The following is a 25,166-nucleotide window of genomic DNA, read 5'->3' as shown; positions in this document are numbered from 1 at the left end:
CTTGCGTCAGACGGATCACGGGGTTAAGCTCCGAACCGGTTCGACGATTCGCGTCGGCTCGGAGGAGGCACAGCATGGTCAACATCGGCGACGTCGCCCGCGCCGCAGGCGTGGCCCGCTCGACCGCGTCGTACGCGCTCACCGGCAAGCGCGCCGTCTCCGACGAGGTCCGGGCGCGCGTCCGCCAGGCCGCCCTGGAACTCGGCTACACCCCCAACGCCGGCGCGCGGGCCCTCGCCACCTCCCGCTCCAACGTCATCGGGCTCCTCGCCCAGTTCCTCCCCGACGAGTTCGCGCCCGCGATGCTCCAGTACCTCCAAGGCGTCACCGACACCGCCCGCGACCTCGGCTACGACATCCTGCTCAGCTCCGACTCCGACGGGCCCGGCGCGCTCAAGCGCATCACCGACTCCCGCATGGTCGACGGCGTCGTACTCCTCAACGTCGCCGAAGACGACGACCGCCTGCCCGTGCTCCGCGCCGCCGCCCAGCCCGGCGCGCTCGTCGGCCTCCCGCGCGACTGCACCGGCGTCGACGTCTTCGACCTCGACTTCGAAGAGGCCGGGCGCGCCATGGTCGAGCACCTCGCCCGCCTCGGCCACCGCGAACTCATCCTCGTCTCCCAGCCCGAGCACGTCGTCGAACGCGGCGGCGCCTACGTCTGGCGCCTCCAGAACGCCGCCGTCCAGGCCGCCGCCGCCAAGGGCGTCGTCCTCCACACCGTGTTCGGCGCCGCCACCCAGCCCGACATCGGACGCGACCTGCACGCCCTCCTCGACGCCCACCCCGGCGCCACCGGCCTACTCCTCAACAACGAGGCCGCCGCCGCCGCGCTCCCCACCGTGCTGCGCTCGCGCGACATCGAGAGCCCCGCCGACCTCTCCGTCATCGGCCGCTACTCGGACGAGTTCGCGCGCACCTTCTCCCTGCCCTACTCCTCGATCGAGAGCGCCCCGGACCGGTTGGGCCGCATGGCCGTACGCCAGCTCGTGCGCCGCATCGAGAACCAGGTCCCCGACGGCGACCCGTACGTCGTGCGGTTCGTCCACCCAGAACTCGTCGACCGGGGCAGCACCGCCGCCCCGACCTCGGCGTCCCGGCAGTAACCCATCCCTCAATGCAGTAACCGTTCAAGGAGGAACACGAAATGCGATCCGGAAGACCCCTCTTCAAGGCCGCGGCCGCCGCAACGGCATGCGCCGCACTGGCCTTCGCCACCGCCTGCTCGTCAGGCGGCACCACCGACCAGGACGCCGACACGTACACCTGGTGGGACCCGTACCCCCAGCACGCCGAGGGCTCCGACTGGGCCAAGCGCGTCGCCGCCTGCGGCGACGCCGCCGGGGTCACCATCGAGCGCACGCCGTTCGACACCACCGCGCTCACCAACCAGGCGCTGCTCGCCGCCCAGGAAGGCACCAGCCCGGACGTCATCCTGCTCGACAACCCGGCCGTCTCCACCCTCGCCGACACCGGCATGCTCACCACAGTGGACGAACTCGGCCTCGACGTCTCCGGCGTCGACGAGAACCTCCTCGCCGCCGGCGTGGTCGACGACGCGACCTACGGCATCCCCGTGGGCGCCAACACGCTCGCGCTCTACTACAACGCCGACGTGCTCACCGCCGCCGGGGTGGACCCGGCCACCGTCACCGACTGGGCCTCCCTCACCGACGCGCTTGCGAAGGTTACCGGTAACGGCGGCAAGGGGATCACCTTCGCCGGCATCGGCACCGAAGAGGGCTCCTTCCAGTTCCTGCCCTGGTTCTGGGGCGCCGGAGCCGACCTCCGCCAGCTCGACTCGCCCGAAGCCGTCGCCGCCCTCGAACTGTGGACCGGCTGGCTCGACGCGGGCTACGCGCCCGACTCCGTCATCACCAACTCCCAGAACACCACCTGGGAGGAGTTCCTGACCGGCGAATACGGCTTCGCCGTCAACGGCACCTGGCAGGTCAACAGCGCCGCCGAAGCCGGCTTCGCCACCGGCGTCATCCCGCTGCCCGGCCAGAACGGCGGCACCGCACCGGCGCCCACCGGCGGCGAGTTCGCCCTCGCGCCCGTCCAGTCCGACACCGAGCGGTACGACGTCACCCGCCAGATCATCGAGTGCATGACCACCCCCGAAGGGTTCGTCGAGACCGCCACGACCTTCGCGTACTACATCCCGCCCACCAGTGACGGCCAGACCGCGCTCCTGGAGGCCCAGCCCGAGCTCCAGCCGTGGGTCGACGCCGTCCGCGGCGCCAAGGGCCGCACCAGCGACAACCTCGGCACCGACTACCCGAAGATCTCCGAAGCGCTCTGGACCGCCGTCCAGAACGCCCTCTCCGGCTCGGCCTCACCGGCCGACGCCCTCGCCCAGGCGCAGGCCGACGCGGCTGCCGCCACCGAGTAAGACGGAGTTGCCCCCCCCCCCCCCCCCCCCCCCCCCCCGCCCCGCCCCCCCCCCCCGGGCGCCGCCCCCCCCCCCCCCCCCCCCCCCGGCCCGGGCGCCCGCCGCAAGCACCTCGGCGGCGCCTCCCGCTGGACCGCCCTCGGCTTCGCCGCCCCGCTCCTCGCCTACCTGCTCGTCTTCTACGCGTACCCGCTGTGGCGCAACGTGGAGCTCAGCGTCCACGACTACACCGTGCGCGCCTTCGTGCAGGGCAACCCCGAGTTCGTGGGCTTCGAGAAGTACGCGGAGGTCTTCGGCTCGGGCTCGTTCGGCACCGCCGTGCTGAACACCGCGCTGTTCACCGTCGTCTCCATCGCGTTCCAGTACGCGATCGGGCTCGCGCTGGCGGTGTTCTTCCGCAACAACTTCCGGCTCTCGGGCGTGCTGCGGGCGCTGTTCCTCGTGCCGTGGCTGCTGCCGCTCATCGTCTCGTCCTCCACGTGGGCGTGGATGCTCAACAGCGAGAACGGCATCGTGAACTCCGTGATCGAGGCGTTCGGCGGCGAGCAGGTCAACTGGCTCACCTCGCCCGACACCGCGCTCACCGCCGTCATCATCGCCAACATCTGGCTGGGCATCCCGTTCAACCTGGTGATCCTCTACTCAGGACTCCAGCAGATCCCGCCGGAGACCTACGAGGCCGCATCCCTGGACGGCGCGAACGCCCGCGAGCAGTTCTGGCACATCACGCTGCCGCTCCTGCGCCCCGTCTCCGCGATCACGCTGCTCCTCGGGTTCATCTACACGCTCAAGGTCGTCGACGTCATCTGGATCATGACCACCGGCGGGCCCGGCGACTCCTCGCTCACCCTCGCGGTCTGGTCCTACCGCGAAGCCTTCGGCACCGGGCAGCCCGACTTCTCGCCCGCCGCCGCGATCGGCAACCTGCTCATCGTCATCGCGCTGGTCTTCGGCTTCGTCCACCTGCGCATCCAGCGGAACGGAGCCCAGCGATGACCGCCACCCGAACCTGGTGGAAGACCGGCCTCGGGCTCGTCTTCACCGCCGTCATGCTGTTCCCCGTCTACTGGATGGTGAACGTCTCGCTGACTCCCACAAATGAACTGCGCCAGACCAACTGGTTCCCCGTGCACCCGACCTTCGAAGGGTTCGAGTCCGCACTGGGCCAGCAGCTCCCGGCGCTCGGCACCAGCCTCGCCATCGGCGCCGGCTGCGTCCTGCTCACCGTGGTCATCGCCGCGCCCGCGGGGTACGCCCTCGCGATCCTCAACCTGCGCGGCGGGCGCGCGCTCAACTTCCTGCTCCTGGTGGCACAGATGGTCCCCGCGGTCGTCATGGCCATGGGGTTCTACGCGATCTACGTGCGCCTCGGCATGCTGAACACGGTGTGGGGCCTCATCATCGCGGACTCCACGATCGCCGTCCCGTTCGGCGTGCTGCTCTACACGACGTTCATGGCGGGCATCCCCAAGGAGCTCATCCAGGCCGCGCGCGTGGACGGGGCCGGGGCTTGGGGCACGTTCACCAAGATCGTGCTGCCGGTGAGCCGCAACTCCACGCTCACCGTGTCGCTCTTCGCGTTCCTGTGGGCCTGGTCGGACTTCATCTTCGCCTCGACCCTCAACCGCGCCAGCGAATATGTGCCGATCACCCTTGGGATCTACCAGTACATCGGCAACAACACCACGCAGTGGAACGCGATCATGGCCACCGCCGTCGTCGCGTCGCTCCCCGCGGCGATCCTCCTGGTCGTCGCCCAACGATATGTGGCCGCCGGCGTGACCGCCGGTGCCGTGAAGGACTGAGCCAGTGCGAGACCACACCGTGCCGGTCGACGCCCCGGGCCGCTCGCGCGGCCTCGGCGTCGGCGAGTTCCACCTCGCCGGAGGATTCTGGGGCGGCCTCCAGGCCGCCAACACCGCCGCCACCCTCCGGCACTGCCTGGAGTGGATGGAGCGCCTCGGCTGGATCGCGAACTTCGACCGCGTCGCCCGCGGGGACACGGGCGGGGAGCGCCCCGGCTGGCAGTTCTCCGACTCCGAGATCTACAAGCTCATGGAGGCCCTGGCCTGGGAGTACGGCCGCACCGGCTCGACCTGGGCCGAGGAGACGCTGGCGACGCTGACCGAGCGCGTGGCCGCCGCGCAGGACGAGGACGGCTACCTCAACACCTGCTACGGCCATGCGGGGCAAGCGGACCGGTACTCGGACCTCTCCTCCGGCCACGAGCTGTACTGCACGGGGCATTTGCTGCAGGCCGCGGTCGCGCGCCTGCGCACTGTCGGCGAGGACAAGCTCGTCGAGGTCGCCCGGCAGGCCGCCGACGAAGTGTGCCGCACGTTCGGCGCCGACGGGCGGGACGGCATCTGCGGGCACCCCGAGATCGAAGTGGGCCTTGCGGAACTGGGCCGGGCGCTGCAGGAGCCGCGCTACACCGAGCAGGCCCGGCTCTTCATCGAACGGCGCGGCCGCGGGACCCTCAAGCCCGTCACCCTGCTCGACGCCGCCTACTTCCAGGACGACCTCCCCGTCCGGGAGGCCGACGCGTGGCGCGGCCACGCGGTGCGGGCTCTGTACCTGGCAGCCGGAGCGGTTGACGTCGCGGTTGACACCGGTGATGCTGAATTGCTCAATGCCGTTGAGCGCCAGTGGGATCGGAGCGTCTCGCGCCGCACCTACCTCACCGGTGGGATGGGTTCGCGCCATCAGGACGAGGGCTTCGGCGAGGACTGGGAGCTCCCGCCGGACCGCGCCTACTGCGAGACGTGCGCCGGGATCGCCTCGAACATGGTGTCGTGGCGGCTCTACCTGGCCACGGGCGACGTGAAGTACGCGGACCTGATGGAACGCACCTTCTACAACGTCATCGCCGCCTCCCCGGCCGAGGACGGGAGGTCCTTCTTCTACGCCAACCCGCTCCATCAGCGCAGCGCTGCAGCGGATGTGCGCCCCGACGAGGTCAACCCGCGCGCCGAAGGCGGCGTCCGCGCCCCCTGGTTCGACGTCTCGTGCTGCCCGACCAACCTCGCCCGGACGCTTGCGAGCTGGCAGGCCTATGCGGCTTCCGTTGAGGGCGAACAGGTCTCGCTGCTCCAATACGCGGCAGGCGACATGCGCATCGCGATGGGCGAGGGGGAGGAGCTGGTCCTGCGGATCACGACCGCGTACCCGCAGGAGGGCACGGTCCGCATCGAAGCGCTGGAGGTCCCGGATCGCCCGATATCGCTGCGGCTTCGGGTCCCGCACTGGGCGGACGGCGCGAGGCTGGCGACTGACACGGGAGCGCAGGCCGTGGATCCGGGTTGGGCGAGCCCGCAGGGCCCGCTGCGACCGGGCGCGGTCATCGTGCTGCGACTGCCGGTGGAACCCCGTTTCACCTGGCCGGACGAGCGCATCGACGCGGTGCGGGGATGCGTCGCCGTCGAACGCGGCCCGCTGGTCCTGTGCGCCGAATCGACGGACCTACCGAATGAGGAGGCCATCGAGACCTTCCGCGTGGACCCGTCGATCCCCCCGCGCGCCGAGCGCGAAGGCGCGATCGTGCAGGCCACCATGGCCGCCGCGACGAGCACACCGGGCGCGCTTCCCTACGGGCCGAACCCGAGGCGGTTCGACGCCGCGGCGACGCTGGAACTCGGCCTCATCCCGTACCACCGCTGGGCTCAGCGGGGCAGCACCGCGATGCGGGTCTTCCTCCCGACCGTTTGACACCGCGGCCCTTGACCGACCACCCTGCGGTCAAGGGCTGCTTCGTGTTCGTAGAGCGAGTACGCAGGAGCGAACCGGCGGCTCGAAGGTCGTCGGTGGGCCCATTCGATGTCGACTGCGGTGCTCTCCCGGGCGCGACGGGCCGCGGCGGAACACGCGGGTTGACCGTTCGCCAGGCGATCGGCACCGGCGTCGCCGCCAGCGCGGCCGGAACTTCGCCGAGAGCGACCGGCCTGCGATGGTCGGTTGCGGCGATCGGTCTGCATCGGGCGGTCATGCCGACACATCATGGCTATCGCCGCGGTTCCTGAGCCGCGTCCCAGTCGGATCGGGCGGTGGCGATGGCGTCCTTGTGCTCGCGCGACCAGTCCGCGAGACCGTTGACCACGTCGGAGAGACTCCGGCCGACCGGGGTGAGCCGGTACTCGACCTGCGGCGGGATCGTCGGATACACCGTGCGCTCCACCAGGCCGTCGCGCCACAGGCGCTTCGTCGTCAGCGTCAGCATGCGCTGCGAGATCCCGGGGATCGCGCGTTCGAGTTCGCGGAACCGGCGCACGCCTTTGGCGAGCTCGACGACGACCAGCACGGTCCACTTGTCGCCGAGCCGGTCGAGCACGTCCCGGATCCCGCAGTCGTCATCGCCACACGGGCCTTCGGGAATAGGGGCTGCGACCGGGGGACTTACCGCCGTGTTCGTGGGTGACACAGAAGTGCCTCCTTTCGGAGTCCGCAGCCGCGTGCGAATCTCGGGCTGCATTCGAACCTTACAACGCAAGGAGCACCCCGATGATTCTCGTGACCGGCGTGAGCGGCGGCCTTGGCGGCCTCATTCTGAACGGGCTCAAAGCAATCGACGACGGCGACGTGACGGGTGGGACCCGCGGAGGCGACGGCGCCACCGCGCGCCGCATCGACTTCGACGACCCCGCCTCCCTCTCGGAGGGCTTCAAGGACGTCGACGTCCTGGTGTTCGTCTCAGCCGGGTACGCCGAAGACGACGTGGTCCTGGCCCGCCACGGCGCGGTCGTGGACGCCGCGACCGCCGCGGGCGTGAAGCACGTGATCTACACGAGCCTCGCGTCTTCGGGCGAGCGCATGACGATCGCGCTGCCGCACCGCTGGACCGAGGCGCGTCTGGCGGAGGCGCCGTTCGACGTCACGGTCCTTCGCAACGCCCTCTACACCGAGATCCCGGCCGGGCTGGCGGTCGCCGGTGCGGCCATGGCGGCTGAGACCGGCGTGTTCGCCGCACCGTTCGGGGACGGACGGGTGTCGGTCGTCGCGAAGGAGGACCTCGCGGCGGTCGCGGTTCGCGTTGCGGCCGAGACGGATCGGGATCTGGCCGCGGGCGAGCGGAGCCGCCACGCGGACAGGACCTACGAACTCGAAGGCCTCACCCCGGTCGGCGGTGCGGAGCTCGCCGACGCCCTGGCCGAAGCGCTCGGCAGGCCTGTCGGCTACCACCCGGTGTCGCTTGCGGACGCCAGGGCGGGCTTGGAAGGAAGCGGGTTCCTGCCGTACCAGGTCACTCACACCCTTTCGATTCTCTCGAACATCAAGGCCGGCTGGACCGAAGCGAACCGCTCCGACCTCACGAGCCTGCTGGAGACCGAGCCCTCACCGGTCGGCGAGAGCATCGCGGCCGTAGTCAAAGCTGGGCTCTCCTCAGCGAACTGACCATGTCTACGGCCCTGCCGCCGATCCGCGGTCCAGGTGGACCGTGGCGTGGTGCGGGCCGATCGTCCGTACCCGGCATCCCGGGGCGGCGTTCAACCCGTGTTGCGGCTTGGCTTAGTCGAATTCGAACCGCATGAAGCGGGCTCGAGACGGGTCGGCGCGGCCGGAGCGCGAGCGGGATCCGTTCGGGCCCCGCTGGATCCGTGGGAGTCGCTTTGGCGCAGCGGTGGTACTGGACCTCCTTCGTTGGGTTGCAAGGCGGCGGAGGTTCGGATCGACGCTCCGTCTCGCCGCAGTCGGCTCATCCGCCTTCGGGACCTCGACTGGGGCAATGGCACCGGGAGGGGAAGCGATCGGGGCCGCCGATCAGGGGCGGTCGTCTCGACTTCTACGGGGCGTACGGAGTATCCGGCCAGAGGCTGTCTTAGTCTGCTTATCACCGGACTCTGCGTTCGCCTGCTCGTATTTCGCATCCTTGTGCGTACTTTCAATTGTCCGGGTATCGGGGAGGCGCCGCATCGCCCTACGGGTGCGAAAGTCTTCATGTTTCGTTGTGGCGGTTGGGGAGTTCACGGGCGACGGCCCGGACCATTGCGGTCCGGGCCGTCGGTTTCCTGGTGGAGTCGGTCAGACGTCGGCGCGCTTGATGCGCCAGGCGGCGGCGCCGAGTGTGGCGGCGATGTAGCCGCCGAACACGGCCAGTCCGGCCATCGGCGAGAGCGCGTCGTCCTGCTGCGTCACCGCGGTGAACGCGTTGCCCGCCTCGGAGGGCAGGTACTGCACGACGTCGCTCCAGCTCTCCGGGATCAGCAACGCGGCCACCATGGCCAGCAGGAACATCACCCCGAACAGGGTCGTGATCGCACCGGGCGTGGAGCGCAGCAGCGCGCCGAGCCCGACTCCGAGGAGCCCCGAACCGGTGAGCAGCCCTGCGGTACCGAAGACCGCGCGGGCCACGCCCGGGTCGGACCACGACGCGCCGCCGTCGATGAGGGCCTGGCCCGCGGTGAAGACGACGGCCGAGGCGGCGAGCGCCACGAGGAACACCACGGCCGCGAACACGGCGACCTTGGCCCACAGCACCGGCAGGCGCTTCGGCACAGCAGCCATCGAAGAGCGGATCATCCCGGTGCTGTACTCGCCGGCCGTGAACAGAACGCCCAGCGCCCCGAACGCCAGCAGGGCGAAGTTCGTGCCGGTGAAGCTCGCGCTGATCGGATCGGTCGGCTCGTTCCCGGGCGGACCGCCCGGGTCGCTGCCGTCGCCGAACAGGGACGAGGCGAGCAGCCCGAAGCCGATGAGCAGCAGGACCGCGATGCCCAAGGTGATGAAGGTCGAGCGCAGCGACCAGAACTTGATCCACTCGCTCTTCACGACCCGCGGGAGGCTGACGCGCTTGCGGGGGAGCGCGGCGATTGCAGTGGTCATCGGGATGCTCCGATCATGGCGGACTGGTATTCGACGGCGTCCTTGGTGAGTTCCATGAACGCCTCCTCAAGGGACGGACGGATGACGGTGAGCTCGTGCACCGGGATGCCAGCGGCCGCGGCCCGGTCGCCGATCTCCTCGGCCGACAGGCCCGAGACCTCGAACAGGCCCCGGTCGAGGCTCAGCACCGTCGTCCCCGGCCCGGCGATGAGGTCGTGCAGCGCGTTCGCATGCGGCGAGCGCACCCGGACGCTCTCGTTCGACGCGCTCTCGATGAACCCGCTCACCGACACGTCGGCGATCAAGCGGCCCTTGCCGATCACGATGAGGTGCTCGGCGGTCAGCGCCATCTCGCTCATCAGGTGCGAGGAGACGAACACCGTCCGGCCCTGCTCCGCGAGGCCGCGCATCAGGTTGCGGATCCACAGCACGCCTTCGGGGTCGAGACCGTTCGTCGGCTCGTCGAGGATGACGACCTCGGGGTCGCCGAGCAGCGCCGAAGCGATGCCCAGGCGCTGGCCCATGCCGAGGGAGAACCCGCCGACCCGCTTGCGGGCCACCTCGTGCAGGCCGACGATGTCGATCACCTCGTCCACACGGGACTTCGCGATGCCCGTGGTGGCGGCGAGGGCGAGCAGGTGGTGGTAGGCGGTGCGGCCGGTGTGGACCGCCTTCGCGTCGAGCAGCGCTCCGGCCTGGAACATCGGGTCGGCGTGCTCGGCGTACGGGCGGCCGTTCACCGTGGCCGTGCCGGAGGTCGGCCGGTCGAGGCCGAGGATCATGCGCATGGTCGTGGATTTGCCGGAGCCGTTCGGGCCGAGGAAGCCGGTCACGATGCCCGGCTTCACCGTGAAGGTGAGCCCGTCGACCGCGGTCTTGTCGCCGTAGCGCTTGGTGAGGTCGTGTACTTCGATCATGGCTCAAGTCTCGGATCAGGCGCCCGTAGTCGTCGTCGTCCAACCGCGGGCGAGTGCACTACTGCGAACGCGGTAGCCGCGGCGCCGACCGGTACTGCGCATGGACGATGACCTGGGAACTCGTTCGCGCGTACGATTTCGGCATGACATGGGGGAAGGTCCGGGCGTGGACGCGCAAGCACGCGGCGATCATCGACGTGGTCGTCGCGGTCGCATTCGTCGGACTGTTCTTCCTCGGATACTTCCGCGGCGACGAGAAGCACGGCCCGCCCATCGAACGTGTCGATTTCGCGGCGGCGGTGCACGTCGCCGCAGCCGCCACGGCGCTGGCCTCCCTGTCGCTGCGGCGGTACTGGCCCGAGCGGCTGCTCATCCTCGACACGATCGTCTCTGTCGCCATCATGGTCGCCACCGGCTACCGCCACCCGCTCCTCATCGTGACCTGGATGATCGTCGCCTACACGTTCGCCCGGACCACCGGGCGTCGCCGGGTGTGGCTGGTCGCGGGCGCCTGCATCGCGGCGATGTTCGTCGCCGCCGGCCTGTTCGGCGGCAGCGGCTGGATCTCCCCGGAGACCTTCGGCCTCGCGGCCTGGTCGATCGCGTTCGTGGCGATCGGCGACGCCACCCGCAGCCGCCGCGCCTACATCGACGAGGTCGAGGAGCGCGCCCGCCGCGCCGAAGACACCCGCGAGGAGGAGGCCCGCCGCCGCGTCGCCGAGGAGCGGCTGCGCATCGCCCGGGAACTCCATGACGTTGTGGCCCACCACATCGCGGTCATCAACGTGCAGGCCGGCGCCGCCGCGCACGTCCTGCAGACCCGCCCCGAGGCGGTCGGGCCCGCGCTGGCGCACATCCGGCGAGCGGCCGACACCGTGATGCAGGAGCTCGGCTCGGTCGTCGGCGTGCTCCGCGCCGACGACGGCGGCGGGCTCGACGAGTCCACCGAGCCGACCCGCGGCCTCGCCCGCCTCGCCGAACTGCTCGACTCCTTCGCCGCCGCGGGCCTGCGGGTCGAGCACCGCCAGAGCGGCACGGCGCGCGACCTGCCCGCGGTGGTCGACCTGGCCGCGTACCGGATCGTGCAGGAGTCGCTCACGAACGCCCACAAGTACGGCACCGGCCGGGCGCGCCTGGCGATCACGTACGCGCCGGACGCCGTCCGGATCGAGGTGGAGAACCCGATCGCCAAGGACGCCGAGCCCAACGGCTCCGGGTACGGTCTCGTCGGGATGCGCGAACGGGCCGCCGCCACGGGCGGCACGGTCACCGCCGGCGCCGAAGGCGACCGCTTCGCCGTCCGCGCCGAACTGCCCGCCACCGCGAAGGAGACGCCGTGACCATCCGAGTCCTGCTGGCCGACGACCAGGCGCTCATCCGCGCGGGCTTCGCCCTCATCATCGGCTCCGAACCGGATCTGGAGGTCGTGGGGGAGGCCCACAACGGCCGCGAGGCGGTCGAACTGGCCCGCTCCGAACGCGCCGACGTCGTGCTCATGGACATCCGCATGCCCGAGGTCGACGGCATCGAGGCCACCAAGCGGATCGCCGCCGACGACGACCTCGCGGGCGTGCGCATCCTCGTGCTCACCACCTTCGAGAACGACGACAACGTGGTACTCGCCCTGCGTGCGGGCGCGAGCGGGTTCCTCGGCAAAGGCGTCGAACCGGCCGACCTCGTGCGCGCCATCCGGGTCGTCGCGGGCGGCGAGGCGCTCCTGTCGCCCAAGGCGACCCGCGGCATGATCGGCCGCTTCCTCTCCCAGAACGAGCCGGGCCCGCTGCCGAGCCCCGAACCGCTTGCAGCCCTTACGGAACGCGAGCGTGAAGTCCTCGCCCTCGCCGCGCACGGCCTCTCGAACGACGACATCGCCGCGAAGCTCTACCTCTCGCCGCTCACCGCGAAGACCCACGTCAACCGGGCCATGACCAAGCTCGGGGTCCGCGACCGCGCCCAGCTCGTGGTCATCGCGTACCAGGCCGGACTGGTCCGGCCGGGGGACCCGCTGCCCTAGATCGAACATCACATTGTTCGTTCGAACAATGCTCTGTTAGATTCGAGGCATGGGTATCGCCGACCGCCTCGACCTCACGCTGCGCCTCGTCCAGGGCTCAGGCCGCGTGTCCGTGGCCGAGCTCGCCGGGCGCCTCAGCGTCTCGGAGATGACCGTGCGCCGCGACCTCGATGAACTCGAGCGGCGCGGCCTGGTGCGCCGCGTGCGCGGCGGCGCCGTCGCCACGCGCACCGTGGAAGAGGACGACGGGTACGCGGTGCGCGAGGGCTGGCAGGCCGCCACGAAGGACCGCCTCGGCGCCGCCGTGGCCGAGCTGGTCGAGCCCGGCTCGCGGGTGCTGCTCGACGCGGGCACGACCATCGTGCACGTCGCCGAGCACCTGGCCGCGCGCGGGCCGCTCACCGTCGCGGTCCTCAGCCTGCAGGCCGCCGCGGTCCTCGCCGACCGGCCCGGCATCGAGCTGATCGTCATCGGCGGCCGCTCCCGCCCCGGCGAACGGTCCCTCGTCGGGCCGCTGGCGCTGCGCACCCTCGCATCCCTCACGTTCGACGTCTTCATCATGTCCATCGGCGGCGTCCACCCCGACCACGGCTGGTCCGAGTTCTCCCTCGACGACGCCGCCGTGAAGCAGATCGGCCTCGAACAGGCCGCGAGCACCGTCGCCGTCGCCGACGCCACCAAACTCGGCGTGCGCGCCTTCAGCAGCGTCGCGCCGCTCGAAGCGGTCGGCCGGTTCGTCACCGACCGGTCCGCCTCCGACGACGCGACCCATCCCGGCGGCCCGCCCGCCCTGCGCGCGCTCCGCGAAGCGGGCGTCGAAACCCATCTGGTCTGAACGGCCGCAACAACAAAGGAGCCACCATGGCCGATGCGCCACGCCCGACCGCCGGCATCGACACTCCCGACCGCCGCGGCCGCACCGGCCTCGACCGGCACGGCCGCGACCTCGACGGCAATCCGCGCGTGCGCATCCGCGACGTCGAAGTGCTCTCCAGCGACTGGTTCGTGCTGCGCAAGACCACCTTCGACTACCGGCACAGCGACGGACACTGGAGCCGCGAGCAGCGCGAGACCTACGACCGCGGCGACGGCGCGACCGTCCTGCTCTACGACGAGCGGCGCCGGACCGTGCTGCTGACCAGGCAGTTCCGGCTCCCCGCGTACGTCAACGGCCACCCCGACGGCATGCTCCTGGAGACCGCCGCCGGGCTCCTCGACGACGACGACCCCGAGACGGCGATCCGCCGCGAGGCCGCCGAGGAGACCGGCCACGAGATCGGCGAGGTCCGGCACGTCTTCGCCGTCTACATGAGCCCCGGCTCGGTCACCGAGCGCCTCCACTTCTTCGCCGCCCCCTACGAGTCCCCGCCGCGCGCAGGGACGCACGGCGTCGCCGCCGAAGGCGAGGACATCACCGCCGTCGAACTGCCGTTCGCCGAGGCCCTCGCCATGATCCGCACCGGCGGGATCGCCGACGCGAAGACCGTCATGCTGCTCCAATGGGCGGCCCTGGAAGGCCCCTTCGCCCGCTGACCGCCGCCGCGAATGCGCCCGTGAATACATGAAACGGGAGGTAGTGTCGGTGCTGAAGGGGTGCGAGTTCCTCGACCCGGAGGCGCAGGGACGGTCGGCGATGGCGGAACTGGATTACGCGGCGCTGTTCGCGGCCGCCCCGAGCCCCTACCTCATCATCAACCCGGACCTGGTGATCGTCGAGGTCAACGAGGCCTACCTGGCGGCCACCGGCCGCACCCGCGACGACCTGCTCGGGAAGCAGATCTTCACCGCGTTCCCCGACAACCCCGCCGACGCCCACGCCGACGGCGTCCGCAACCTCAACGCCTCGCTGCAGCGCGTCCTCAGCCTGGGCAAGCAGGACACGATGGCCCTCCAGAAGTACGACATCCCCGTCGCGCACCCGCCGGGCGCCTTCGAGGAGCGCTGGTGGTCGCCCATCAACACGCCCGTCCTGGGCCCGGACGGCGCGGTGGAGTGGATCATCCACCGGGTCGAGGACGTGACCCCGTTCCTCAAGGCCATCGCCTCGGGCGGCTGGCCGCTGACCGGGCGGTCGATCGACCGCGAGGTCCTGGTGACCGAGTTGTACGCGCGGGCCCGCGAGCTCCAGCACGTCAACGAGGAGCTGCGCCTCGCCCACACCCGCGAACGCCAGGTGGCCACCACCTTGCAGGAGGCGATGCTGCAATCGCCCGACCTCGCCCGCCACGACAACGTCGCCCTGCGGTACCTGCCCGCGACCGGGTCCCTGACCGTGTGCGGCGACTGGTTCGACATGGTCGACCTGCCCGACGGCCGCTTCGGCGTCGCAGTCGGCGACGTGGTCGGCCACGGCCTGGAGGCCGCCGCGGTCATGGGCATGCTGCGCAGCGCGCTGAGCGCCACCATCCGCGCCCTCGAGCGGCCCGCGCAGGCGCTCGACGTCCTGAACCTGTACGCCCGCTCGATCGAAGGCGCCCAGAACACCACGGTCGTCTGGGCCATGGTCGACCCCCGCAGCAGCCTCATCGTCTACAGCAACGCCGGGCATCCGCCGCCGGTCCTGGTCCACCCGGACGGCACCTGCCAGATGCTCGACGAGGCCGCCGACCCGCCGCTGGGCTCCCGCCCCCACCACGCGCCGCACCCGCAGGCCGCGCTCTCGTACCGCCCCGGCGACACGCTCGTGCTCTACACCGACGGGCTCTTCGAACGCCGCGGCGAGGACATCGACGCGGGCCTGACCCGCCTCGTCGACGCCCTCAGCCGACACGGCACCGAGAGCCCGGAGCTCCTCGCCGACGACGTGCTGTCCGACCTCGGCGTGGCGGGCGGCGCCCGGGATGACATCGCCCTGCTCATCGTCCGGCTCTGAGCCGGACGGCCGATCCTCGTCGCGCATGCCCGCGTCGAGAGTCGCCGCCGCGGCTTTCGCCACGGCCGGGTCACCAGTTGACATTGATGCGCGTGTTGATCGCGAGGTTGACGCCCTGCCCGGCCGCCGCAATCGGGGGTTCATCCTGCGCCGCAGCGCCGAAGGTTGACCTCCCCGATTGCTGCGGCCGTCGAGGCCCTCAGTGCCCGCGTCGCCGCCGTATTCGAAGCGCGCGAACGGCTCGACCTGTCCCAGGACCCGGCCGCCGCGTGAGCCGGATCGGCCGAAGGACCGAGGCATCGGGCCCGAAACCGTCCGAACGACCGAAGCCCCAGGGACGCACGGGATGCCAGAATCCCCTGGTGAACTGCACAGCGGCGAGCCGATGACCGAACCGGTCCCGGGACTGAGCATGTCCCCCTTGGAGATCCTCGCCGTGCTCGGCGCGATCGCGGTCGTACTCGCCCGCTGGTTCCCGCCGCGCGCCCGCAGGCCGGTCCTGTACGCGGGCGCGGCAGCGGTCGCCGTCGCGGGCGTCGGCTGCGCAGTGTCGGGCCTGCGCTGGCAGCTGATCTCGGTCCTCGCGATCACCGCGCTGGTCCTGGCCGTCGCGGCCGCACGGCGGCGCCGCGGCCGGATGCGCCGCTGGATCGCGATACCGGCCACGATCGCGTGCCTGCTCGCCCTCGCCGCCACGCCTGTCGCGACCTGGGCGCTGCCGGTCCCCGTCTACCCCGAACCCTCGGGCGAGCACGAGGTCGGCGCGACGGTCTTCGAGTGGACTGACGAGACCCGCGACGAGCCGTTCACCACGGACCCGGACGACCACCGCACGGTCGTCGTCCAGCTCTGGTACCCAGCCGACCCCGCCCCGGACGCCGAGCGCGCCATCGGTGGCAGGCCCACTCTCGAAGCGTCCCAAGCGATCACGCAGGCCTCGGCCGAGTTCTTCGGCATCCCCGGGTTCCTCCTCGCCGACGCCACCGCGGCCCCCTCGCACGCCGTCTTCGACGCGCCGGTCGCCGCCGGGTCGGAGCGGTACCCGGTCATCGTGTTCTCCCCGGGCCTGAGCGCGACCCGCACCGCCAACACCGTGCTCGCCGAGGAATGGGCGAGCCGCGGCTACATCGTCGCCACCGTCGACCATCCCTACGACGCGGCATTGACCTATGTAGACGATGAACCGATCTACTCCCGCAATGCCCTCACCACCGCCGATGAAGCCGAGATCGCCGCGATCAACCGCGCCAACATCGAGACCCGGAGCGCCGACCTCAGCTTCGTCCTCACCCGGCTCGACACCCTCCCGGGCGACCTCGCCGCGCGCATCGACACCGGCCGCGCCGCCGTCGCCGGCCACTCCCGCGGTGCCACCGCGGCCCTCGCCGCACTGGCAGCCGACCCCCGGTTCGACGCCGCCGTCCACCTCGACGGCGGCCTCGAGCCGACCCTCCTGCCCGGGCTCTTCTCCCAACCGGCCCTGTCGATCACGAGCCCGATCTCGGCGGATCGCAACCCCGACTACCTCTCGACGCTCGACGCCGCCCTCGCCTTGGGTCCCGACGAGACCTACCGCCTCGAGCTGCCCGAGTCCGGCCACTTTTCCTTCACCGACGCGGCCCTCTACTTCCCACCCGTCCCATCGGCTGTGGGCACCATCGGCCGCACCGAAGGCCTCCACGCCACCGCCGACGCCACTATGGCATTCCTCGACGCCGTCCTCCGGGGGAAATCCACCGATCTCCCTGCGGCCCTTGCGCACTACGGTGACCTCGCCGTGCAGTAGCGAGGTCGGTGGCGGTATCGGCTTGCCCGGCTTGGGAAGCATTGACTTGATATTGATTGAAATCTATACTATCTCTCGTGTGAGCGCTACCACACTGCGCGCGCACGCGAGCCGAAAGGGTTGGGATTCAAGCAGAACGCACCGAACCGATGGGTGACCTATGTCTACAATCGACTACACCACGCAGCGAATCGACTACGTGAGACGAGCGAGTGATCTCGCCACACCGTCTGGATTGGACGATCGGGACTCGCGCCTGTTCCGCCGGTTCGGGTGGGGACCCGCTCGAACCGTTCCCCGGGTGGGGATCCACGAGATGATCGAGCGGCATGCGGCCGTGCGGCCTTCCGTGACGGCCGCCCAGCACGGCGGCGAGCGCATCTCCTACGGCGAGCTGGAACGGCGGGCCGACCGGCTCGCGGCCCGGCTCATACAGGGCGGCGTGAGCCCCGGCGACCGCGTCGCGCTCGTCGTCCGCCGCGGGATACCGATGCTCGTCGGCATCCTCGCGATCCTGAAGACCGGCGCGGCCTACGTGCCGCAAGACGCGAAGATGGTCCGGAACCCGGCACTCCGGCACATCCTCGCCACCGCGAACTGCACGATCGTGCTCACGCAATCCGATGCGCCCGTGGAGCTCCCGCCCGGCGTCATCGGCATCGACATCGACCGGGACGGCGAAGCGGCCGATGTCCCGGTACCGCGCATCGCCCACGACCCGGCGCGTGCCTGCTACGTCCTGTTCACCTCGGGCACCACCGGCACCCCGAACGGGGTCGCGGTGACGCACGCGAACCTCGCGAACCTGCTGCTCACCGAGCCCGGCGACCTCGGAATCCGGCCCGGGACGACCGTGGGGCAGATCCTCAACATCGCCTTCGACATGGCCGCCTGGGAGATCCTCGGCTGCCTCTCGCACGGCGGCACGCTGCTCATCCGCGGCCACGACATCGCCGCGACCGCCCGCCGGGTGAACGTGCTGATCGCGACCCCCACGATCCTCTCCCGCATCGATCCCGAAGCGTGCGAAGGAATCCGCACGGTGGCCGTCGCCGGCGAGCCGTGCCCGAGCGCCCTCGCCGACCGGTGGGCGGAGCGGGCCGCGTTCTACAACGGCTGCGGCCCAACCGAAACCACCATCGTGAACACGATGCAGCGCCACCATCCCGGCGTGCGGCTCACCATCGGCAAGCCCACGCCCAACAACACCGTCTACCTCCTCGACGAGCACCGCAACCCCTGCCCGATAGGCGCAGTGGGGGAGATGTGGGCGGGCGGCGACGGCGTCTCCGCGGGCTACCTCGCCAACCCCGGGCTGAACGCCGAGCGGTACGCGCCCGACCCGTTCCTCGGCGGCGGGCGCACGATGTTCCGCACCCGCGACCTGGGGCGATGGACCCTCGACGGCGAGCTCGAACACCTCGGGCGGACCGACGACCAGGTCAAGGTCCGCGGCTTCCGCGTCGAACTCGACGCCGTCTCCGCGGTGCTGGAGAGCGTTCCGGGCTGCGTCCGGGCGGCCACCGTCAAGCTCGACGACCGCACGCTGGCCGCGTTCGTCCAGCCCAGCGGCGTCGATCCGGAACTCGCGCGCAAGGCCGTGGCGGAGGCGCTGCCGTACTACTGCGTCCCCGAATCCATCCACTTGATGGAAGCGCTCCCTCTCACCGACCGGGGCAAGATCGACAAGGCGCGCCTCCTGCGGCTCGCCCGCCTCGGACGGGAGGCGACCGCATGACGCAGCTCAAGCAGGGCGTCAGCGACGACGTCGACCTCCCGCCGCTCCTCCCGCTCGCGCGCCGCGCCTTCAAGCACCCGGCGCTCATGCACTTCAACCGGCTCGCCGCGGGCGTGATCGCCGTGAACCTCGCGGTCCTCATCGCGGCGATGCCCGATATCTCAGCCGAGTTCGCGTCCCGCGCGGCGCTGTGCAACTTCGCCCTGGCGGTGCTCATCCGCCGCCAGCGCCTCATCAACCTGCTCTTCAAATTGGCGACGGCCGCGCCGGTCACGTGGCCGCTGCGGGTGCGGTGGACGCTGGCGAAGGTGTACCACTTCGGCGGCCTGCACGTGGGGGGCGCGCTCGCGGGCTCGCTGTGGTTCGGCGCGTTCGTCGTGCTGGCCACAGTGGAGCTGGCGCCTGCGGACGTGCTCGCGGTCGCGTACGCGCTCGTCGCGCTGTTCGCGGCGATGCTGGTGACGACGGTTCCGAAGCTGCGGGCGAAGCACCACGACCGGTTCGAGCTCGTGCACCGCTTCGGCGGCTGGCTGTCGCTGGTCCTGCTGTGGTGGATGACCATGCTCCAGATCGGTCACGGCGGCGAGCCGGTGTTCGCAGTGCTGGAGTTCCGGGTGCTGGTGGTGGTCACTATTGCGATCGTCGCGCCGTGGACGCGTCTGCGCCGGGTCCCGGTGGACGTGAAGCGGCCGTCGTCGCATGTGGCGATCGCGCGGTTCACGCACGGCCGCAAGCCGTTCGCGGGCTCGTCGACGGCGATCAGCCGTTCGCCGCTGCTGGAGTGGCATTCGTTCGCGAACATCCCCTCGCCGGACGAGCACGGGTTCCGGTTGACGATCTCGCGCGCGGGGGACTGGACGGGGCGGTTCATCGACGAGCAGCCCAGCCACGTGTGGGTCAAGGGCATCACGGTCGCGGGCGTCGCGAACATCGAGGTGCTGTTCCGGAAGGTCGTGTACGTGGCCACCGGGAGCGGCATCGGCCCGTGCCTGCCCCACCTGCTGGCGCAGGAGGTGCCGGCGCTGCTGGTGTGGTCGACGCGCGCGCCGCGGGACACGTTCGGGGACGAGCTGGTCGACGAGATCCTCGCCGTCCAGCCGGACGCGCGGATCTGGGACACCGCGCAGCACGGCAAGCCGGACATGGTCCGCCTCGCGGTCGCCGCCTACCGCGACTTCGGCGCCGAGGCGGTCATCTGCATCTCCAACAAGAAGCTCACCTGGCAGGTCGTCCACGGCCTCGAACGCCGGGGCATCCCGGCGTACGGCGCCATCTGGGACTCCTGAGAAGGGAAGACGACATGCGATTGAAGATCGAACGGATCGGCAGGGTGGTGCGGGTGCGCCTGCACCGGCCGGAGGTCCTGAACGCCCTCGACGCCGAGCTGATGACCGAGCTGGTGGAGGCGCTGACCCCGCTCGACGCCGATCCGGGCGTCGGCTGCTTCGTGGTCACCGGCTCCGAGCGGGCCTTCGCGGCGGGCGCGGACATCACCGAGATGTCGGGGAAGTCGGCGGCGGACATGCTGGCGGAGGACTACTTCGCGGGCTGGGAGGCGTTCGCGGCCCTGCGGACGCCGAAGCTGGCGGCGGTCGCGGGGTACGCGCTCGGCGGCGGGTGCGAGCTCGCGATGATGTGCGACATGATCATCGCGGCCGACAACGCCCGGTTCGGGCAGCCGGAGATCACGCTCGGCGTCATCCCCGGCATCGGCGGGACGCAGCGGCTCACGCGGCTCGTCGGGAAGGCCAAGGCGATGGACATGATCCTGACGGGCCGGCTCATCGACGCGTTCGAGGCCGAGCGGATCGGCCTCGTCTCCCGCGTGGTCCCGGCCGACCGGCTGGCCGCCGAGGCGGGCGAGGTCGCCGAGCAGATCGCCGGGTTCGGCAAGCTGGCGGTGACGGCCGCCCGCGACTGCGTCGACCGCGCCCTCGAGACCGGCCTCAGCGACGGCATCCGCTACGAGCGGCGGGTCTTCCACGCGCTGTTCGCGACCGAGGACCAGAAGGAAGGCATGCTCGCGTTCAAGGAGAAGCGCAAAGCGGTCTTCACGGGGAAGTGACGGGTGAGGGGCACTGCGGTGCCCCTCAGCCGTTGAGCATCCGCTCCACCGAGCCCCACCGCACGAGCTGCGCGACCTGCAGCCGCGACCAGGGCGAGAGGTCGGAGCCCGGCCGCTGCGCCCGGGCGACGTACTCGGGCCAGTCGATCCACTCGAAGTCCGAGACCTCCGCGGCGTCGGGCTCCGGGTCGGCGTCGATCCGGCCGAGGTAGACCGGGCAGATCTCGTTCTCGACGACCCCGTTGGACTCGGCCCGGTACCGGAAGGTGGGCAGCGCGCACACCAGGTCCCGGACGGGGACGCCGAGTTCGGAGCGCATGCGCCGGTCGACGGCGGCCTCCATGAACTCGCCGGGCCCCGGGTGCCCACAGCACGTGTTCGTCCACACCCCGGGGAACGCCCGCTTGCCGTCGGCGCGGCGGGTCGCCAGCAGCCGCCCCGCGTCGTCGAACCCGTAGCAGGAGAACGCGAGGTGCAGCGGCGTCTCGGCGCCGTGCACCCGGTCCTTGCGTTCGGTCCCCGTCGGTGTGCCGTCGTCGCCGAGCAGCACGACCATCTCCGTCGATTCCCCCACACACGCCCCCGTAGTCGATCGGGCACTGATGGTATCGCGCCGCCCCGGGCGGCGCCTCCGTCAAAATGGCCTCACTGATGGAACGGCGCTAGCATTGGCCGCCTTGCCCCGATTTCGACCCGCCCGAAGGAACCCACCGCATGCGCAGCCTGTTCAGCTTCCCGAACCCCGTGAACGAGGTCTCGGCCCGCCTCGTCGCCGGCGGCGTGGTCGCCATGAGCGCCGCCGCGCTCGCCTTCCAGCTCGAATGGCTGGTCGCGGTCATCGCGCTCGGATTCATCGCCCGCGTCGCGACCGGCCCGACCTTGAGTGTCCTCGGTCAGTTCGTGACCCGCGTCGTCACGCCGCTGCTGCCCGCGGCCCCGAAGCTGGTCCCCGGACCGCCCAAGCGCTTCGCGCAGGGCATCGGCGTGGTCTTCTCCGTGGCCTCGGCGCTCCTGCTCCTCGTCTTCGACCTCGACACGGCCGGCTGGATCGTCCTCGGCGCCCTCACCGTGGCCGCCGCACTCGAGGCGTTCCTCGCGTTCTGCCTGGGCTGCAAGATCTTCGCCCTGCTCACCCGCGCGGGCCTCATCCCCGACTCGGTCTGCGAAGCCTGCAACGACATCAGCGCCCGCACCGACGCCGCCCTCCAGCGCGTCTAACCCGAGGTCTCGGTCGTTTCGTGCGAGGTGCCCACGGGCTTGGACTCGGGTGAGCCGCGCTGGCGCAGGTACACGCTGAGCACGGCCAGCGAGCCCACCGCGAGGAGCTCGGACTGCCAGTTCTGCAGCGTCCGGTTCCAGAACTCGCCGGAGACGACGTAGCCGCCCCAGGTCACGGGGTCCTGCAGTTCGGCGATCTGCTCGGCGTTGTACACGCTGAGGCCGCTCACGGACTGCGCGAACCACGAGAGCAGGAAGATCACGGCCATCACGATCCCGAGCGAGCGTGAGAACACGCCGGTGCGCCATCCGCCCGCCTTGGCCCACTCCGGCGATTCCTCGGTCGTGTGGCGCCCGACCCGCTGCTCCTCGTCCGATTCGAGGCCGACCTCGTCAACCGGCTTGGACTCGGGCGAGCCGCGCTGCACGAGCCAGACGGTCGCGAACACGTACAGGAAGAACTGCAGGTACTCCGACTGCCAGTTCTCCGCGACGTTCACGGCGAAGTCGCTCGAGGTCACGTACTGGAGCAGCGAGAGCTCCCGGCCGCCCTGCGCGAGCTGCCGGTGGTTGAAGTCGGACTGCCCGGCGAACGCCTGGCCGACCAGCGCGGCGAGGAACATGAGGCCGAAGCCCAGGCTCAGGCCGTTGTCCCGCAGGAAGCGCTTCATCCCACCCTCCTCACAGGCGCAGCAGGCCGACGACGATGAAGTACGCCAGCCCGCCGAAGATCACGACCAGATACGTCCAGAACAGGCACCGCCGGTCCATCAGCCCCCCACCTCGCACAGGTACGGGCGGTCGCCCTGAGGCTCGCAGCCGGCGGCGACCACCTTCCAGCCGTCCTCGAGTTCGACGAGGAACAGCACGTCCTCGTCGGTGCGGACCTGGGCGCGGTCGCCCCACACCTGCACCTCGCCGACCGCGCCGCTCGGCAGCTCCTGCGCGCCCAGCGACGCTTCGCAGGACTCGCCTTCGGAGGCGGCCACGGCCTCCACGGTCTCCGGGGCGAGCGCGGCGCAGGCCGCGGCCGCGTCCCCGCTCGCGATCGCATCGGAGAACGCCGAGGCCGCGGCCGAAGCCGCGGACTCGCGCTGGTCAGCGCTGCAGGCCGCGGCTCCCGAGAGCAATGCCAGGCCACATGCGGTGGCCAGCGTCTTCCGAAACATCCCCCAGTGGTTCCCTTTGCGAGTCCCGGTCAAACCGGGGCACGAGTCCCCCTTGACTCCACGCGCAGACATTGACAGACTCCGATATGAGTTATGGGAGCGGTCCCGAGGAGAGGCAGCCATGCAACCACATCGAAGACGAAAGCTCGTCGCGCTCATCGGCGCGGCCGCGGCGGCGCTCAGCGCCGGCGCGATCACCATCGTCGCGTCCCAGGGCGCGAACGCCGCCGCGGGATGCGACGTCGACTACGACATCGTCAGCAGCTGGGGCTCCGGCTTCCAGGCGAACATCAGCATCACCACCGACGAGCCGCTCAGCGACTGGACCGTCGAATGGGACTTCACCAGCGCTGTCTCCGGCATCAGCGCCTGGAACGTCACCGGCCAGAGCCTGAGCGGCTCCCACTTCACCGCGTCCGACGCGGGCTGGAACGGCAGCATCGCCGCCGGCCAGACCCGCGAGGTCTTCGGCTTCACCGCGTCCGGCTCGCCCGGCGACATCGAGGCCGCCGAAGTCAACGGCGTCCTCTGCGGCGAAGGCGGCGGCGAGCAGACCACCGAGCCCGAACCCACCGAGCCCACCGAGGAGCCGACCGAGCCCGCCCCCGACGGCACCCCGGTCGAGGAGCACGGCAAGCTCCACGTCTGCGGCACCCAGATGTGCGACGCGCAGAACGCGCCCGTGCAGCTCCAAGGCGTCTCGAGCATGTGGCTGCACTGGCAGACCCAGCCGTACGCGCAGAACCTGCAAGGGCTCGAATGGATGCGCGACAACTGGAACCTCGAGGTCTTCCGCGTCGCCATGGGCGTCGAGCCCGAAGGCGCCTACCTCGACGACCCGAACGGCTGGAAGTCCGAAGTGGAGAAGGTGATCAACAACGCGGCCACGGCCGGCGTCTACGTGATCGTCGACTTCCACGCGCATGAGGCGCACCTGCACCAGGCCGAGGCCGTCGCGTTCTTCAGCGACCTCGCCGAGCGGTACGGGCACCTCCCGAACATCATCTGGGAGCCGTACAACGAGCCCCTGCAGGTCTCCTGGAGCGGCACCATCAAGCCCTACCACCAGGCCGTCGTCGCCGCTATCCGCGAGCACGACCCCGACAACATCGTCGTCCTCGGCACCCCCAGCTGGTCCCAGGAGGTCGACGTCGCCGCGGCCGACCCCGTGGCGGGCACCAACCTCATGTACACGCTGCACTTCTACTCGTGCACCCACACCAGCTGGCTGCGCGACACCGCCGACCGGGCCATCGATGCCGGCATCGCCCTCTTCGTCACCGAATGGGGCGCCAGCGCCGCCGACGGCGGCCTCGACGGCCGGGTCTGCCTCGACGAGGCGCAGCGCTGGATCGACTGGATGGCGGCCAACGGGATCTCCTGGACCGCCTGGAAGCTCGACGTCGGCACCGACTCCACCAACCTGCTCTCCCCGGGAGCGCCGGTCACGGGTGGCTGGGACAACTACGTCCGCGGCCACGCGCCCTTCGTGATCGAGAACATCAACTAGCGCAACGGAACGCGGCCCGGACCAGGTGGTCCGGGCCGCTCCCGTGCGCGCCATGTGTCGGCTCCGGTCCTCACGGGTAACCGCCTGAGGACAGGTGCAGCGAAGACGCTCGCCGCGACCGACGAAGGAGAATCGCCTTGAGCACCATCACCGAATCAGTCGACGTGCACGTCCCCGTCTCGCGGGCCTACAACCAGTGGACGCAGTTCGAGTCCTTCCCCGCCTTCATGGACGGGGTCGAGAACGTCCGCCAGCTCGACGACACCCACACGCACTGGGTGACGAAGGTCGGCGGCGCCACCCGCGAGTTCGACGCGACCATCACCGAGCAGCACCCGGACGAACGCGTGGCCTGGCGGTCCATCAACGGCCCCACGCACGCCGGCGTGGTGACCTTCCACCGCCTCGACGACGCCACCACGCGCGTCACGGCCCAGATGGACATCGATCCCGAGGGCTTCGCCGAGGAGACGGCCGACAAGCTCGGCATCATCGACCGCAAGGTCAAGGGCGACATGCGCCGCTTCAAGGAGTACATCGAATCCCGCGGCGCCGAGACCGGCGGCTGGCGCGGCGACATCGACCCGCCCGGCACGATCTGACGCGAACGGACAGCGGGGTGGGGGGGGGGGGGGGGGGGGGGGCGGCCGCGCGGGGGCGGGGGCG

Annotated in this window: 24 protein-coding genes; 18 read left to right on the top strand and 6 right to left on the bottom strand. The window is 70.8% G+C overall.

All coding sequences use genetic code 11. From position 1 onward, the window contains the following. The first annotated feature begins 74 nt into the window (after window positions 1-74). The 5 genes from O2L52_RS19750 to O2L52_RS19730 all read left to right on the top strand — a co-directional run bounded on the left by O2L52_RS19750 (window position 75) and on the right by O2L52_RS19730 (window position 6,103). Window positions 75-1,106 (top strand): LacI family DNA-binding transcriptional regulator, encoded by a 1,032-nt coding sequence (locus O2L52_RS19750; RefSeq protein ID WP_270117667.1) that lies wholly within the window; start codon window positions 75-77, stop codon window positions 1,104-1,106. Between the two features lie 41 nt (window positions 1,107-1,147). Beyond that, window positions 1,148-2,395, top strand: coding sequence for a sugar ABC transporter substrate-binding protein (locus tag O2L52_RS19745; RefSeq protein ID WP_270117665.1), 1,248 nt, complete (start codon window positions 1,148-1,150; stop codon window positions 2,393-2,395). A gap of 168 nt (window positions 2,396-2,563) precedes the next feature. Further along, window positions 2,564-3,391, top strand: coding sequence for a carbohydrate ABC transporter permease (locus O2L52_RS19740; protein ID WP_416259898.1), 828 nt, complete (start codon window positions 2,564-2,566; stop codon window positions 3,389-3,391). Next, window positions 3,388-4,200, top strand: coding sequence for a carbohydrate ABC transporter permease (locus O2L52_RS19735; protein WP_270117663.1), 813 nt, complete (start codon window positions 3,388-3,390; stop codon window positions 4,198-4,200). The genes O2L52_RS19740 and O2L52_RS19735 overlap by 4 nt, the downstream gene beginning before the upstream one ends. A gap of 4 nt (window positions 4,201-4,204) precedes the next feature. Then, window positions 4,205-6,103, top strand: coding sequence for a glycoside hydrolase family 127 protein (locus O2L52_RS19730; RefSeq protein ID WP_270117661.1), 1,899 nt, complete (start codon window positions 4,205-4,207; stop codon window positions 6,101-6,103). A gap of 292 nt (window positions 6,104-6,395) precedes the next feature. Here O2L52_RS19730 and O2L52_RS19725 read toward each other — a convergent pair whose 3' ends face one another. Continuing rightward, window positions 6,396-6,812: a winged helix-turn-helix transcriptional regulator gene (locus tag O2L52_RS19725; RefSeq protein WP_344473694.1), complete on the bottom strand. Its 417-nt coding sequence runs from the start codon at window positions 6,810-6,812 to the stop codon at window positions 6,396-6,398. A gap of 80 nt (window positions 6,813-6,892) precedes the next feature. Here O2L52_RS19725 and O2L52_RS19720 point away from each other — a divergent pair, with 80 nt between their 5' ends. After that, entirely contained in the window at window positions 6,893-7,783 is an 891-nt protein-coding gene (locus O2L52_RS19720) for an NmrA family NAD(P)-binding protein (RefSeq protein WP_270117657.1), read from the top strand. Between the two features lie 627 nt (window positions 7,784-8,410). Here O2L52_RS19720 and O2L52_RS19715 read toward each other — a convergent pair. Continuing rightward, complete coding sequence (locus O2L52_RS19715; protein WP_270117655.1) at window positions 8,411-9,211, bottom strand: hypothetical protein; 801 nt, start codon at window positions 9,209-9,211, stop codon at window positions 8,411-8,413. After that, complete coding sequence (locus tag O2L52_RS19710) at window positions 9,208-10,128, bottom strand: ATP-binding cassette domain-containing protein (RefSeq protein ID WP_270117654.1); 921 nt, start codon at window positions 10,126-10,128, stop codon at window positions 9,208-9,210. The genes O2L52_RS19715 and O2L52_RS19710 overlap by 4 nt, the downstream gene beginning before the upstream one ends. A 143-nt stretch (window positions 10,129-10,271) precedes the next feature. Between O2L52_RS19710 and O2L52_RS19705 the strand changes: the two genes are divergently transcribed. The 9 genes from O2L52_RS19705 (at window position 10,272) to O2L52_RS19665 (ending at window position 20,603) form a co-directional block, all read left to right on the top strand. Next, window positions 10,272-11,468 carry a sensor histidine kinase gene (locus O2L52_RS19705; protein WP_270117652.1) on the top strand — a complete coding sequence of 399 codons (1,197 nt, stop codon included), beginning with the start codon at window positions 10,272-10,274 and terminating at the stop codon, window positions 11,466-11,468. Continuing rightward, on the top strand, window positions 11,465-12,142 hold the full coding sequence (locus tag O2L52_RS19700) for a response regulator (RefSeq protein WP_270117650.1): 678 nt from the start codon (window positions 11,465-11,467) through the stop codon (window positions 12,140-12,142). The genes O2L52_RS19705 and O2L52_RS19700 overlap by 4 nt, the downstream gene beginning before the upstream one ends. Window positions 12,143-12,191: 49 nt before the next feature. Beyond that, window positions 12,192-12,977 carry a DeoR/GlpR family DNA-binding transcription regulator gene (locus O2L52_RS19695; protein ID WP_270117649.1) on the top strand — a complete coding sequence of 262 codons (786 nt, stop codon included), beginning with the start codon at window positions 12,192-12,194 and terminating at the stop codon, window positions 12,975-12,977. 26 nt (window positions 12,978-13,003) lie between these two features. Then, window positions 13,004-13,675: an NUDIX domain-containing protein gene (locus O2L52_RS19690; protein WP_270117648.1), complete on the top strand. Its 672-nt coding sequence runs from the start codon at window positions 13,004-13,006 to the stop codon at window positions 13,673-13,675. A 100-nt stretch (window positions 13,676-13,775) separates the two neighbouring features. Continuing rightward, window positions 13,776-15,014 (top strand): PP2C family protein-serine/threonine phosphatase, encoded by a 1,239-nt coding sequence (locus tag O2L52_RS19685; RefSeq protein WP_344473729.1) that lies wholly within the window; start codon window positions 13,776-13,778, stop codon window positions 15,012-15,014. A gap of 346 nt (window positions 15,015-15,360) precedes the next feature. Further along, window positions 15,361-16,800, top strand: coding sequence for an alpha/beta hydrolase family protein (locus O2L52_RS19680; protein WP_270117646.1), 1,440 nt, complete (start codon window positions 15,361-15,363; stop codon window positions 16,798-16,800). Window positions 16,801-16,960: 160 nt separating this feature from the next. After that, a complete protein-coding gene (locus O2L52_RS19675; protein WP_344473687.1) occupies window positions 16,961-18,538 on the top strand; it encodes an amino acid adenylation domain-containing protein in 1,578 nt (525 codons plus the stop codon). Next, on the top strand, window positions 18,535-19,824 hold the full coding sequence (locus tag O2L52_RS19670; protein WP_270117643.1) for a ferredoxin reductase domain-containing protein: 1,290 nt from the start codon (window positions 18,535-18,537) through the stop codon (window positions 19,822-19,824). The genes O2L52_RS19675 and O2L52_RS19670 overlap by 4 nt, the downstream gene beginning before the upstream one ends. Before the next feature lie 14 nt (window positions 19,825-19,838). Further along, window positions 19,839-20,603 (top strand): enoyl-CoA hydratase-related protein, encoded by a 765-nt coding sequence (locus O2L52_RS19665; protein ID WP_270117642.1) that lies wholly within the window; start codon window positions 19,839-19,841, stop codon window positions 20,601-20,603. Window positions 20,604-20,628: 25 nt separating this feature from the next. On the opposite strand, the gene idi is transcribed toward O2L52_RS19665, so the two are convergent. Further along, window positions 20,629-21,177 (bottom strand): isopentenyl-diphosphate Delta-isomerase, encoded by a 549-nt coding sequence (gene idi / locus O2L52_RS19660; protein WP_270117641.1) that lies wholly within the window; start codon window positions 21,175-21,177, stop codon window positions 20,629-20,631. Window positions 21,178-21,317: 140 nt separating this feature from the next. Between idi and O2L52_RS19655 the strand changes: the two genes are divergently transcribed. Then, complete coding sequence (locus O2L52_RS19655) at window positions 21,318-21,821, top strand: DUF4395 domain-containing protein (RefSeq protein WP_270117639.1); 504 nt, start codon at window positions 21,318-21,320, stop codon at window positions 21,819-21,821. Here the strand turns inward: O2L52_RS19655 and O2L52_RS19650 are convergent. Beyond that, window positions 21,818-22,492, bottom strand: a complete 675-nt coding sequence (locus O2L52_RS19650; protein ID WP_270117638.1) for a DUF6766 family protein — start codon at window positions 22,490-22,492, stop codon at window positions 21,818-21,820. The genes O2L52_RS19655 and O2L52_RS19650 overlap by 4 nt on opposite strands. Before the next feature lie 99 nt (window positions 22,493-22,591). After that, entirely contained in the window at window positions 22,592-22,990 is a 399-nt protein-coding gene (locus tag O2L52_RS19645; protein WP_270117637.1) for a hypothetical protein, read from the bottom strand. A gap of 121 nt (window positions 22,991-23,111) precedes the next feature. Here O2L52_RS19645 and O2L52_RS19640 point away from each other — a divergent pair, with 121 nt between their 5' ends. Then, the gene (locus tag O2L52_RS19640; RefSeq protein WP_270117636.1) at window positions 23,112-24,500 is read left to right on the top strand and encodes a cellulase family glycosylhydrolase; all 1,389 of its coding nucleotides are present in this window, start codon (window positions 23,112-23,114) and stop codon (window positions 24,498-24,500) included. A 137-nt stretch (window positions 24,501-24,637) separates the two neighbouring features. After that, window positions 24,638-25,102, top strand: coding sequence for an SRPBCC family protein (locus tag O2L52_RS19635; RefSeq protein ID WP_270117635.1), 465 nt, complete (start codon window positions 24,638-24,640; stop codon window positions 25,100-25,102). Window positions 25,103-25,166 lie beyond the last annotated feature (64 nt).

Origin of the sequence: Glycomyces algeriensis (assembly GCF_027622855.1) — a bacterium.
Taxonomy (GTDB): Bacteria; Actinomycetota; Actinomycetes; order Mycobacteriales; family Micromonosporaceae; genus Glycomyces; species Glycomyces algeriensis.
The sequence above is the reverse complement of the archived record's forward strand: the minus strand, read 5'-3'. Positions and strand labels throughout refer to the sequence as shown.